This window comes from Legionella maceachernii (genome assembly GCF_900167045.1).
Classification (GTDB): Bacteria; Pseudomonadota; Gammaproteobacteria; order Legionellales; family Legionellaceae; genus Tatlockia; species Tatlockia maceachernii.
The window spans coordinates 46,496-59,718 of sequence record NZ_FUXJ01000004.1 but is presented as its reverse complement, the minus strand read 5'-3'; the positions used below and the strand labels follow the sequence as shown (position 1 = coordinate 59,718).

Genomic DNA, 13,223 nt, shown 5'->3' with positions numbered 1-13,223 from the left:
CACGCGAGCACTAAGGAGGAGACCATGAGAGCGCATTCCATTTCTATTTTAGGATTATTACGCATGGTTGCGATGGTCAGTCTATTATGTTTAGCAGCAGGATATACTTCTCAAGCTAATGCAGCACAAGATTGTGGATTGGGATATCATAAGAGTCTTTACGGAGGATGCATAGCCAATCACCCAGGTCCCTTTGCAAGACCTATTCTCAGTCGTCCAGGCTGTTGGACTAATCTTTTTGGACAATTTCGCTGTTATTAATTACTAAGCCCGCGGGAGCGCAAAAGAGACGTCGGTTGAATCTTGGCCTAAGTGCTAGCTTAAGGATTTAGGCTCCGCATCCCGTCTTTTGCCGCGGGGAAGGAGAGATTCTACTGGCATTAGCTCTCCGTGGATTCCCGCGGATAAACCACGGACATATGATCCCAAAATGATGGCCGTATGTGTTTTGAAATGCTTAACGAGCGTTTATATGCTCATACAGATTTCTCATGCTTTTCCATATAACAATATGGTCCAGGCTCTGCGTCATGTTTTTGGTCAGGTTTGGTATTTGCTATTCATATATGGGCAACCAACTGGAAGCTGGTTCCCTAGGTCTTTTATCATAATCCCTAGCCTATAGTAGTTACTCTATTTTTTATGTCAAAGCGATCGGCATTCATTACCTTAACCCACGTGTTAACGAAATCGTGTACGAACTTTTCTTTGGCATCATCAGTTGCGTAAAACTCGGCAACCGCCCTTAGCTCCGAATTGGCCCCAAAGATGAGGTCTACTGAAGTCGCCCTCCATTTCAATTGACCTGTTTTGCGGTCAAAACCTTCATAGACCCCTGCTATTGTCTCTGACTTCTTCCACTCGGTGGACATATCTAGCAGATTAGTAAAAAAATCGTTATTCAAACTACCTGGTTTATCAGTCAATACACCATAAGGAGTTTGTCCGCTATTTGCATTGAGGACCCGCATACCGCCAATTAGCACTGTCATTTCAGGAACGCTTAATTTCAATAAGCTTGCTTTGTCTACCAGCATTTCTGGCGGTGATTTCTGATTACTTTTATCAAAGTAATTACGAAATCCATCCGCAGTAGGTTCAAGAACTGCAAACGAGCTCACGTCTGTCATCGCTTGGGTGGTGTCGGTGCGTCCGGGTATGAACGGAACTTGAATAGTATGACCTGCTTTTTTGGCTGCCTCTTCTATTGCAACATTACCTCCAAGAACAATTAAATCGGCAAGCGATATTTTTTTTCCTCCTGTTTGAGCCTTATTAAAATCATTTTGGATATTCTCAAGGATTGTTAAAACCTTTGCTAGCTCATTTGGATCATTGACTGGCCAATCCTTCTGGGGAGCCAGTCGAATTCTTGCGCCATTTGCACCACCGCGCATGTCAGTCCCACGGAAAGTAGAGGCTGAAGCCCAGGCAGTTCTTACCAATTCAGGAATACTTAACCCTGAGTTAAGAATTTTGTTCTTGAGTAGCCCAACATCCTCTGGATTAACTAATACATAATCGACTGCTGGAACAGGGTCTTGCCAAATCATGACTTCTTGCGGAACTAATGGACCCAGGTAACGCGAGCGTGGGCCCATGTCACGGTGAATCAATTTAAACCAAGCCTTTGCAAAAGCCTCATCAAATTCCTTGGGATTATCCAAGAATCGCTTGGCGATTTTACTGTAAATGGGATCAAACTTAAGAGCAAGGTCTGTTGTAAGCATGATCGGAGCGTGTCGTCTGCTAGAATCAAATGCATCAGGCACCATAGAGGAAGTGCTCTTATTATCAGGAATCCATTGGATTGCTCCTGCTGGACTCTTGGTTTTAACCCAATTGAACGCAAACAGGTTTTCGAGATAATTATGGCTCCACTTGGTGGGTGAAACTGTCCACGATCCTTCTAAACCACTGGTAATAGTGTCTTTACCTTTACCGGTTCCATAACTGTTTTTCCAGCCAAAACCTTGTTGTTCGATATCGGCACCAGCAGGTGCCGGTCCCAAATTTTTGGTCGATGCAGCACCATGAACTTTACCGAAGGCATGCCCTCCTGCGATTAGTGCGACAGTTTCTTCATCATTCATCGCCATACGTCCGAATGTCTCGCGAATGTCTTTAGCTGCTGCAAGCGGATCTGGTACTCCGTTAGGGCCTTCTGGATTAACGTAAATCAACCCCATAACTGAAGCAGCAAGAGGGTTTTTAAGTTTTCCATCGGGGGATTTACGGTTACTCTCAAGCCATTTTCCTTCAGAGCCCCAATTGATATTGATCGCTTCCCAAACATCTTCGCGGCCACCGGCAAATCCTAAGGTTTTAAAGCCCATGGAGTCCATAGCGACATTTCCAGCAAGAACGAGTAAATCAGCCCATGAGATCTTGTTGCCATACTTTTGTTTAATAGGCCAAAGCAAACGTCTTGCCTTATCGAGATTTGCATTGTCTGGCCAGCTGTTCAGGGGAGACAAACGCTGAAAACCACCATTAGCTCCACCTCGGCCATCAAAAATTCGATAAGTTCCGGCTGCGTGCCATGACATGCGTATAAAAAAAGGACCGTAATTGCCGAAGTCAGCAGGCCACCACTCCTGCGAACTCTTCATTAATTTCTCAAGATCACGTATAACTGCGTTGAGATCAAGACTATTAAACGCTTCAGCATAATTGAATTGCGGTCCCATTGGATTAGAGTTGGTATTGGGTTGACGAAGTGGGCTAAGGTCTAATAATTTTGGCCACCAATATTCATTGGTTTTAGGTACATCTTCAGCGTATGAAGAAATCGATAAACTTAGCGGTGTTATAGCAGCGATAACAGCGGTAATGAAAAAATTAATTCGTTTTAGCATGAGAAATATCCCTTTCTGTAATATGAAACGAATATATACTAGGAACAGTAACGTTTAAATCCTAAATAAAAAAAATTTAATGCTTAACTCTTTTTTGGTGAAGATGCATGGTAACTTCAATATATGCAGCAATACTTGGAATAATACTTATTCGACTCTCGATTAAAACCATACAAGCTCGCAGAAAACTTGGTGTGGGAATTGGAGATGGTAACAATCTTCAAATGAGGCGCTTCATAAGAGCCCAGGGCAACTTTGTTGAGTATGCCGCCATTTTTTTGATTTTACTCGGTCATGCTGAGATTAATGGTTTACCGATATGGACAATTAATTTTTTGGGCATGCTTTTCTTGATAGGACGGATCATGCATGCATATAGTTTACTTAAAGATGAAGAGTATCAAACTGCTAGCAACCTTGTTTCTTACCCTAAATGGCGGATTAGAGGAATGATATTAACGTTTATCGCTATCGGGTCACTTGCAATTACTATTTTGATTCAGATGGCTATGGTGTTCGTCAATCACTTTCTTCAGTGAAATAATAGCAGTACTCCAACAAGGAGATCCTTCGCTTCGCTCAGGACGACAATACCCCCTATCAGGACGATCTAAAAATTGCTGGCGGCTCATATGTAATTTGCTCTAATTTCGGCAACATTTTTCAATTATAAAGATATAAAAAACAAACTGCTTACTATTATATTTTCATTTAAAATCATGCCCTGTTTAAATAGCTCTCGCATATGTTCTTAATTTAGATTTGTTTAACCCGGCTGTATTTAATCAACCAAGCCTTCGTACTTATTAGTTAACGAGTTATAAAATTTATTTTGCGATTCCTCAGTTCAGAAATACCCCTTATTTAGGAGATGTTGACAATCCACAACCAATCTTCCCTGTTTACTGAATTTCGACGAAACCCAATACCTTATATTTAATATTTTGTTAATGTTTTTTGTTTATATTTAGCGCACACTGATCTAAATAATTGTCATATGGGTAAAACAACCTACAGTGCAGCGATACTTCTTTTACGCCATACAACGAATGCCAATTTTTTTGGTTGGGTTAATGATGATCTTAGCGTCGATGCAGTGGTTTATTTCTCTTATGCAGAAGCTGAGAAATTACTTATTCTAAAGCGTGTGTTTTCGGAAAAAATTTGGAATCAACTCAATATTACTTTTGCAGCAGAATCCTATATTCGAGTTTGCCTTCCTGACATCAACTCCCATTCAATGATTGCTGCTTTAAACGAACTTAAAAAACCCTTGAGTATATTGCTCAAAAAAATTGGCGACAAATACTGCGAGCAGCGGAGCTTGAAAGTAGCAACAGTATCGATGCCCACGGGAAATTTTGCGAAGCTTAGTTACAGAACAATCGCACAACAGATTGAGTTATTTCACCAACACGTAAGTACCGCTTATCGATTACTTACTGAGCGAAGGCCCCTATTCCCCGATGAAATGGCGCTTTGCGTAATGCCAGAATTCTATAGCCACTGTTCTTCCACGGGCAGTGGAAGACTATTTATGTCCCATAATACCCAAACCTTATTATTAGCCGGGTATTGCAAAACAAGCAGATACTTCCCTGAATTGCTCATTATGGTCAATATCACCGCAACTACGGCAACAGAGGAAAGAGATGCCGTTGCAGTAACAATGGGCCATAAGGCCCGTCGGCAAAAAATCAATACGCTTGTTGGCCTAAAAAATGGAGAAGTGGTGTATTTAAGCTACAAACTTAACAAAGGGCCCGCTGACATTCCGGAGTCTGAATTACTAAACGCCGAAGCGGAGAGAAACACTTATCATCAAAGTGTTGTGAACCGAAAATTGATGACACTTGATTACCTTAAGATGTTCAAAGGAATAACTTTCGCGGGTAGCGTATGTATTGATGCTCAGGAGGGCGTGTTAGGGAAATATTTGCAAAAGCAATTCCCCGATTTTCACTGTGATGAGTATGGCCCCGCAATTCAAATCATTTCCTCCTGCTCCATGGCTTTGCCTATTAATTACAAAAAACGCAGCGAGCTTGATGGGACGCAGGTTGTTACGCCTACGATAAACCAAGGCCTGATCGTTCAGGCAGATGGTCACGACAAAATCAAACGTTCCGGCGTCTGGCTTGTTGATGGCGAAAATTTTGTCAGGCAGAAGCCTAAAGCCACAGCAACCTTAGGCCATCAAGTGGAAATCGAATCTTATGAAGTCTGCGCTAAACTACTACACAATAGACTACATGAAAAAGTAGGTGGCGACATTGACGAGGTTAAAAAGGCTCAGGCTTTCAATACATTCCGGTAAGGCATCTGGATTTTATTAACAAGGTACAACAGAACCAGTAAACCATAAAAATTAAACGAGTAAACACTCAATTTACACCATAGGGATGGCATGAGGGATAACGGCAGATTATTGATGGGGATATTGAATAAAAACAAGCAAAGAAACCAAGCCAATTTAGTCATCGTCATTGGCTTTTCAAACACAAAATTTAACCAAGTTAAACAAAAAGGCAAGACGAGTAAGGGAAAATAATATAACCACCCGAAAGGACTTAGCAGCAGCATCATCACCAGGGTTAAGCAAAACGATTGATGTGGAATACCCTTTTTTTCAATGATTATTATTCTTTTGACATAAAACAGTAAAAAAAGACCAAATAATCCACCATAAATTTGCTTAATAAGAAGCCAATTTTGCGCACCTTCACCGGGAATCATACGGTAAATCATTCCTAAAATAGATCCATTCCAACTCTTTCCATACCACTTAACAAGTGACATCATCGAAAAATATTCTGTATACAAGGTTGTACCGTAAAAAACTACAGGGAGGAGTGATAACAACAATGCAGTACCCAGCATCATTAAACAAACCTTATAACGTCTATGCACGAGCACATAGACCATAATTAATGCAGGAAAGAACTTGATAGCAATGATGACTCCCCAAACAACTCCTGCGAAATAATCTCGTTTTTTCCTGTATAAGTGATAACCACTCATGACAAAAAATAAAAGAATACTACCGAACTGGGCAAGGCCGGTATTCATGAGCGTAGGAAAACTCAATAAATAAAAAAAATACAAATAAAACCCATTGTTTTTAATAAAATCACTTGAAAAGGCATAAAAAAATGCAATCCGAGCACCAATCAATCCCAAAATAAGGGAAAATACCGACCACAAACCCGCTGCAACATAATAATTAAATTTTACGAAAGGACTGAAAAGCCATAACACGACAGGAGGATTTAAATTGGCAGGCACAAGGGCTGACACTGGAAATGAGATGGCTGATAAAACCTGGTATGGATGACCTCCTTTCGCTAAGATCTGTGACGATGAATAAAAAGACAGAAAATCCAGCGTGCTTAGCGAAGAAAACATCAGAAAAAAAAGAATCATGTAAAAGGCAGCAAGCAATGTACCTAAGAGTGTTTTCCATGCCGTTTCTTGGGTTATTGTATTACTAATTTTTCAATCCTTCTGTTGAGGGCTTATCCCCATTCCTACTCTCAGCCAAAAACTAGTGTATAAACAAGCCCATTATTTTTGTATTCTACAATGTAAAACTTTCCAGTAACCAAATAAATTGGTTTTATACGAATTTAATCCAAAATCGCATTGATTAGGAAAATTGGATTTGAAACCGATTCACTTTCCTGACTGATGAAAGTGACACAGTACCTCTTCTCATCAAAGTAGTCATCCAACAGCAGTACATCGGATCACCAATTAATTGTCAATAAACTCCTATTATTAAACCTAGACTTTCTCGCCGCGTATGCATAATGTGGTTGCTTAAATTATTCATGAATGTCACATTTGAGTGAAGTATTCATTGAGAAAAGTGTGATGAAGTTTTCTTTATTATTAAAGTTAATGAAATTTTGGCCCCCTTTTTTAGGTGCAGGAATCCGTGTCAAACAGTTTAATGCAGATTGTTCCGAAGTGGTCGTGCAAATGAAGATGCGCTTTTGGAATAAAATTACGTGGGGACTCATTTTGGTGGCTCTTTATACTCAATGACAGACCCTTTCTATATGCTCATGTTGCTGAATTTATTAGGAAAAAGCTATATTGTTTGGGATAAATCCGCATCAATACGCTATAAAGTGCCTGCCAAAGGGGTAGTTTATGCCACATTTCAAATATCACCCCATCAACTTGAAAAAATTCGACAAGAGGTTATTCAACACGGTAAAACCGAAACAGAGTTTATTGTATCCATTATGGATTCAGACGGTAATATCGTTGCTGAAGTAAAAAAAATAATCTACATTGCTCATAAATCTCACCCGAAACATAAAAAATGCCTCCATGACTAAACTAATAGTATAACGACACTCAGAGTGCATTATGCCTAATATAGCCGCGATTCGCTGGGTTACTCGTGGAGAAAAAAAGCCTCCAGTCATTCAATACATGCTTTTGGATGATAACTTAGACTATTTAATTTATCCCAAAGAAATAGCCGTTACTGATTTAGAAACAGATATTGATGCGATTTTTCAGGCAATAGAGAAGCTTGCCTGGAAAAATTCTCCACTCGAAATTCATTTTAAATCAATTAATCAAAGCTATGGCCGCCATCGAAAAGATTCGTTCCAGTTTCATCGACTAATAAAAAAGAGATTAGCTAAAAAAAATCTATTGAAACCTAATTCTAGAACCGCATTGTTGTTAAAAAAAGACAATCTTAGGCGCTTTAAAAGTGCTCTGTACTTGCTGGATATTGACTGCAAAACCAAAGGATGTGCATTTATAGCACATCTTTGGGCAATTGCACTTAAGGCAACACGAAGCCGTGTTCCTCTGGTTATTAAAAAAATTTGGAAAGCTCGATATGGAATAACGAGAATGACACAACAGGATTTGCAAAAGTTTTTAGAGTTCTACACTCATCTTTCCGCATGACGATTTCATCACGCATGAGTGCGAATTACTTGAGGCCTGTCAATACCAGATGCAATAATTTGATGATGACGATAGCGTAATACACACATAATTTCAGTTCAAATGCGACATTTAGATGTTTGCAGGCGAGATCTAATCGAGCGGATAATTCTCAGTGACAGCACCTTTATCAAGCGATTGCTTAGCGCGTTTTTTTATATCACTAAGTTTGTACGCAATTTGATTGGAATTCGATTTCATCATGATAAATATCCCTATTTTAACGAGTCATTTAATAAGCCAATTAAACATTGGTTTTTTTCGTGTTAAATAACATAATTTTTATAATGGGTTATACTGTAAAAATATAGCATATGTTAATGTGATAAATTTTACAGATATTGTTTTAAAGGAAGAAAATGATTGAGAAAGTAAATCAAGATAAAAGCACAGACAGATATGTAAAATGGATTTATGATTCCGATAACTTTACTCTGAATAAATTTTTAAACAAAGATGAAATTTTATCACTGCTTAATTACAGCCAAATTATTAGCTACTCAGCCAGTGAAATTGTTATTAAACAGGGTAAAAAATCTGATGGAATTTTTATTATCCTAGAAGGAACCGTCAGCGTAACGGAAAAAATTCTTGATAAAAATAAGTTTCATTTAGGCGTTTTATCACCAGGGAGCTTTTTAGGAGTAATTAGTTACATAGTCAATGAACCCTCTCATACTTCTTTCATTACGAATGAGAATGTCACTTGCTTATTCATATCAAAAATTTATTTAAAAATGGTCTCCTTAATCTCTCCTATTCTTAATTACAAAATTACAAGGGCCATCACCCATCAAGTCTGCAACCACCTTAAAAGTTTACATGAGAAAGTCAGTGAATACATAGCCGATTCTGATATGTCAAAATTATCGCTCTATGGCAGAGTGATCCATTCCATCAATAAACCCAGTATATTGCTTCCCGATAAAAGTGAGAAATATAAAGAAATGCTGATCACGAATTTTAATTATTTTGACAAGGAGGAGTGGGAGAATTTATTTAAACACTGTCAGCTTTTAGACGCTCCTAAAAATTGTAAGATTATTTCTGAGACTGAGAAAAATACCACTTGTTACATTGTAATTCGGGGTGCTATTCAATCAAGCATTATGAAAAGCAATAGGCTTGCAAAATTATCCGTAATAGGTCCTTACACGTTGTTAGCCAATCTATGTCTTGAGAGCAACCCTTTTGCAATTACTTTTATCACTTGCGAGAAATCAATTTTATTAAAAATGAATGAGATGCATTTAAAATCCATTGAGGTTATTCAACCTTTGCTGTGGTATAAACTTTATCATTTGATTTGTAAATCGGTCGTGGCATTACAACGTTCTGTTGATAAATTGGATTCGAGATTACAAATCGAAAATTACAACAGGTAAAATGCTATGTGCAGAATTCTATCTTACCTTGGAAAACCCATTTTGATTGAAGAGCTTTTATACAAGCCGGATAACTCGTTCATTAAGCAGAGTTATCACCCCATTTACATGACGCATTTATTAAATTTAGCAGGTTTTGGTATGGCAGCATGGAATACCGAATCTCATAATCCCGATTTTCCATTTCTTTATAAAACGCCATACCTTCCTTTTTACGACGAAAACCTCCGTAATTTATCTTCAAAAATTACTCCTCATTGTCTTTTGGCTCACTTGCGAGGAGTCGCCTATAATGACAAACAAGTGATTGGCATTCAAAATGTTCATCCATTTTCTCTGCCTGAAACTAACTTGATTCTTGCGCATAATGGAGCATTGTATGATTTTAAACTCATGCGTTATGACTTATTAGAATTTATTGATGAGCAATATAAAAAAGAAATTAAAGGCACAACCGATAGCGAATGGATTTATTACTTGCTGTTATCACAGCTTGCTCAATCGCAGAATGACTACGAAACTAAAGAGATCATTAGTGCCGTATTCGAAACAATTAACATCTTACAATTTGTAAGAAAGAAAAATAAAATTCGCATTAACTCTCCGGTTAATTTATTTATTACCAATGGCAAATTTATTGCAGCTACTCGCTTGGTTTTAGATTACGGCTGGTTCTCATCGGAATCCCAGCCTTCAACACATGCGGCCTATCATTCGCTTTGGTACACCTATGGCGAATCTTATGGACTTTATGAGAAAGAATATCGGATGAAAGGAGGCGACACAAAAGCGAGCATTATTATTTCCTCTGAACCCTTAACCGAAGATGCAACAACCTGGTTAGAGGTTCCCGAATACACATTAATCGTTGCTCGACATAAGGAGGGAGAAATCCAAATTACATCACAAGACATTAATCTTTAACACCTGAGGGGGTTTTATGAATATTCACCATAATACAAAATCCGATCGTCATGATCCTCTAAAACAACATTCAAGAATCTCAAAGCATCAAGCCCTACGAGACGAAAAATCAAAATCAAAAATGACGACCAGACGTCGAAAAATTAAAAAAGAAAGATCATTAGATGAGGCTTTAAAAGAAACCTTTCCTGCAAGTGACAGTGTAACGAAATATTAGGATAATAAGTCATGCCCGAATTACTCATAAAATACCCTGAATATACGTTTACAAACAGCTCAAGCGCTTACTTTACTTAACACACACGGAAGTTAATAAATTGCCAAGGGTCCTGATGATCCAAATTAGGGGAAAAAAGGGTAGATCGATCTTGCAACGGCGTCCAATCAGTATAATAGCCGGCTACTTTTCCTAAATAGGGGAGAGCCCATTTGAGTACAAAATTATGATCCATCTGTTCAGGTTCAACCACTCCTCGCGCTGGATTTTGGATTCCCCACATTACTCCCGCCAATACTCCAGCAACCACTTGTAAACTCGTCGCATTGTTAAAAGGAACTAATTCGCGCGCTTCTTTTATGGACAACTGTGAACCAAACCAATACGCACCTTTTTTATTTCCCATTAACAGCACCCCAAGCTCGTCAGCTCCTTCGGTAATATCGTTTAAAAGAAATCGTTTTCGTACTTGGAGCACCCCCTCTTTCCCTTCTAATTCGTGCAAAGAAAGAATAGTATCGGGACAAGGATGATAGGCATAATAAACCGTAGGGCGATAGGAAACCCTATTATCTTGTTTGAGAGTAAGATAATCAGCAATCGAGATCGCTTCAGCATGGGTAATTAAAAATCCATTGAAAGACCCATAAGAAGGGGTCCAGGTTCGTACTCTTGTTGCCGCACCCGAACGATTCAAATAGATTGCACTGTTGGAACCAAATGGATGTTTTTTAGCGTCTTCAGGCCAATGATTTTCATGAGTCCCCCATCCCAATTCGGCCGGTTGACTTGCTTCCGAAATTAACCCATCAATAGACCAAGTATTTACAAATTCATTGGGCTTTTTAGGTTGCGTTGAAATTTGCGAATCACGTTCTGCAATATGGATTGTTTTTATTCCTAGTGCGTGTGCTAATCGTGGCCAAAAATCATGTTGATCAACCCCTTTGAGATCCAAATGATTATCTGATGCCAAATTGCATAATGCTTGTTTTACAAAGTGAGATACCAAGCCCGGATTAGCTCCATGAGTAAGAATCGCGGTAGGGCCGTTCTTCTTTCCTTGCTGTAAAACGGCTTCCCGCAATGCATAGTTAGTCCTTAACGAGGTTGATAAGGATTTATCCACGTATTGGCCTGCCCAAGGTTCGGTGCAAGTGTCTAAATACAGAATATGATGCTCTTGACAATAATGAATTAAATCAAGACTGGAGATCCCTACCGATAAATTTAATAAAAAATCCCCCTGCTGAAGATGACTTGCCAATAAATCCCTATAATTTTCTTTTGTAACCGTTACGCCTTTTATTTTTAGACCAAATTTTTCAGCGATTGGAAGCCCTTCTAAATCTGAAGAGAGAATAATGACTTGAGAAGGTGCAAGATTTAAATGTTTAAATAAAAGAGGAAGAATTGCCTGCCCAATACTGCCAAACCCAAGGATAAGTAATTTATTTTTAAATTCCATTTTAATTGTATCAGTCATGATAATTCTCTTGGTTTTACTAACTAGTATAGATAATCATTGTCGAATGCATAGTAGATTCAATAACTAAATTTGAGGTATTCTCTAAAGTGAAATCAAAGCAAAGGATTGGGTAATGATTAGGATGCCCGCAGAGAAGACTAAAATCAAAGACATTATTGCTTGGGCACTCTACGATTTTGCCAGTTCATCCTATTTTGTAGTGATTCTTACTTTTGTTTTTGCAACTTATTTCTCAGAAAAAATCGCCCCCAATACCATTGACGGTACTACCTTGTGGGGATATACCATTTCAGCTTCTGCTTTTTTCATAGCCATCATCAGTCCCTTTCTAGGTGCTATCGCAGATTATGGTGGACACTCCAAGCGCTGGTTATTCTTTTTTACCTATTTAGGCATTATAACAACCGGTCTCCTATGGTTTGCATACCCTAGTCCAAACTCCATTACTTTGACGCTAGTTTGCATTTTTATTAGTAATTTTGCTTTAGAGGAAAGCACCGTTTTTTACAATGCTTTTTTACCTAAAATTGCACCTAAAGCATACCTTGGTCGCATATCCGGATGGGGATGGGGTTGCGGTTATTTGGGGGGAATTTTTTGTTTATTAGCCGCTTTGTATTTTTTCATTGCCGGCCACCTCGATTCCAATACTGCAAATGCCGCAAACATTCGTGCCATCGCTTTATTAGTTGTCGTTTGGCTAATTATTTTTAGTTTGCCTCTATTTTTGATTGTGCAGTCGCAAAATACGAATTATTTACCCATTAAATCTGCTGTAAAAAAAGGTCTCAAAGCGCTTTTAATAACTCTTAAAACGTTGCCTCAACAAAAAAATCTCTCTCTTTTTCTAATCGCACGTATTATTTATATGGATGGTTTAAATACGTTATTTGCTTTAGGTGGAATCTATGCAGCCGGGACTTTCGGATTGAGTGTCACGGATATTGTCATATTTGGAATTACCATGAATATTTCAGCCGGTATAGGAGCTGCCTTATTCGCTTGGCTTGATGATTGGCTCGGCTCAAAAAATACAGTTCTTCTTGCCTTGCTTGGTTTGCTTATCACTTTTTGCTTTTTATTGACTGTGAAATCCAGCACCTTATTTTGGTTCTCTGCCCCCACACTTGGTCTTTTTGTGGGACCAGTACAGGCTGCCAGCCGAACCTTTCTCGCTCGATTAGCGAAACCAAACGAAATCACTCGCATGTATGGCCTCTACTCATTTACGGGGAAGGTCACCAGTTTTTTAGGCCCTTTATTGGTCGGAATTTTTACCACCTATTTTGATAGTCAGCGCTTGGGGATGGCCGTGCTATTACCTTTTTTTATTATCGGAGGCGCAATATTACTCTGGGTTAAGGAACCAGGATAAG

13 protein-coding genes are annotated in these 13,223 nt (G+C 38.7%); 10 read left to right on the top strand and 3 right to left on the bottom strand.

Translation table 11 applies throughout. The annotated features are described in order from the left end of the window. Positions 1-24: 24 nt before the first annotated feature. Positions 25-261 carry a GCG_CRPN prefix-to-repeats domain-containing protein gene (locus B5D33_RS03600; protein ID WP_058453204.1) on the top strand — a complete coding sequence of 79 codons (237 nt, stop codon included), beginning with the start codon at positions 25-27 and terminating at the stop codon, positions 259-261. A gap of 353 nt (positions 262-614) precedes the next feature. Here B5D33_RS03600 and katG read toward each other — a convergent pair whose 3' ends face one another. Then, entirely contained in the window at positions 615-2,858 is a 2,244-nt protein-coding gene (gene katG, locus B5D33_RS03595) for a catalase/peroxidase HPI (RefSeq protein WP_058453205.1), read from the bottom strand. Positions 2,859-2,965: 107 nt separating this feature from the next. Between katG and B5D33_RS03590 the strand changes: the two genes are divergently transcribed. Both B5D33_RS03590 and B5D33_RS03585 read left to right on the top strand, forming a co-directional pair. Continuing rightward, positions 2,966-3,397, top strand: a complete 432-nt coding sequence (locus tag B5D33_RS03590) for an MAPEG family protein (protein ID WP_058453206.1) — start codon at positions 2,966-2,968, stop codon at positions 3,395-3,397. Positions 3,398-3,855: 458 nt separating this feature from the next. After that, positions 3,856-5,175: a hypothetical protein gene (locus B5D33_RS03585; protein WP_058453207.1), complete on the top strand. Its 1,320-nt coding sequence runs from the start codon at positions 3,856-3,858 to the stop codon at positions 5,173-5,175. On the opposite strand, the gene B5D33_RS03580 is transcribed toward B5D33_RS03585, so the two are convergent. Then, positions 5,151-6,281, bottom strand: coding sequence for a glycosyltransferase family 87 protein (locus tag B5D33_RS03580; RefSeq protein WP_058453208.1), 1,131 nt, complete (start codon positions 6,279-6,281; stop codon positions 5,151-5,153). The genes B5D33_RS03585 and B5D33_RS03580 overlap by 25 nt on opposite strands. A gap of 450 nt (positions 6,282-6,731) precedes the next feature. On the opposite strand from B5D33_RS03580, the gene B5D33_RS16820 reads away from it, so the two are divergent. The 6 genes from B5D33_RS16820 (at position 6,732) to B5D33_RS03555 (ending at position 10,358) form a co-directional block, all read left to right on the top strand. Next, positions 6,732-6,905: a DUF4442 domain-containing protein gene (locus tag B5D33_RS16820; RefSeq protein WP_234802450.1), complete on the top strand. Its 174-nt coding sequence runs from the start codon at positions 6,732-6,734 to the stop codon at positions 6,903-6,905. Then, positions 6,902-7,204, top strand: coding sequence for a DUF4442 domain-containing protein (locus B5D33_RS16815; protein WP_234802449.1), 303 nt, complete (start codon positions 6,902-6,904; stop codon positions 7,202-7,204). The genes B5D33_RS16820 and B5D33_RS16815 overlap by 4 nt, the downstream gene beginning before the upstream one ends. Positions 7,205-7,235: 31 nt before the next feature. Next, complete coding sequence (locus B5D33_RS03570; protein WP_234802448.1) at positions 7,236-7,793, top strand: hypothetical protein; 558 nt, start codon at positions 7,236-7,238, stop codon at positions 7,791-7,793. A 398-nt stretch (positions 7,794-8,191) separates the two neighbouring features. Next, the gene (locus tag B5D33_RS03565) at positions 8,192-9,217 is read left to right on the top strand and encodes a cyclic nucleotide-binding domain-containing protein (protein WP_058453209.1); all 1,026 of its coding nucleotides are present in this window, start codon (positions 8,192-8,194) and stop codon (positions 9,215-9,217) included. Positions 9,218-9,223: 6 nt separating this feature from the next. Then, entirely contained in the window at positions 9,224-10,141 is a 918-nt protein-coding gene (locus B5D33_RS03560) for a class II glutamine amidotransferase (RefSeq protein ID WP_058453210.1), read from the top strand. A gap of 16 nt (positions 10,142-10,157) precedes the next feature. After that, positions 10,158-10,358, top strand: a complete 201-nt coding sequence (locus B5D33_RS03555; RefSeq protein ID WP_058453211.1) for a hypothetical protein — start codon at positions 10,158-10,160, stop codon at positions 10,356-10,358. Between the two features lie 76 nt (positions 10,359-10,434). Here B5D33_RS03555 and B5D33_RS03550 read toward each other — a convergent pair whose 3' ends face one another. Then, complete coding sequence (locus tag B5D33_RS03550; protein WP_058453212.1) at positions 10,435-11,844, bottom strand: homospermidine synthase; 1,410 nt, start codon at positions 11,842-11,844, stop codon at positions 10,435-10,437. Positions 11,845-11,959: 115 nt separating this feature from the next. Between B5D33_RS03550 and B5D33_RS03545 the strand changes: the two genes are divergently transcribed. Continuing rightward, a complete protein-coding gene (locus tag B5D33_RS03545; protein ID WP_065240037.1) occupies positions 11,960-13,222 on the top strand; it encodes an MFS transporter in 1,263 nt (420 codons plus the stop codon). The last annotated feature ends 1 nt before the right edge of the window (position 13,223 follow it).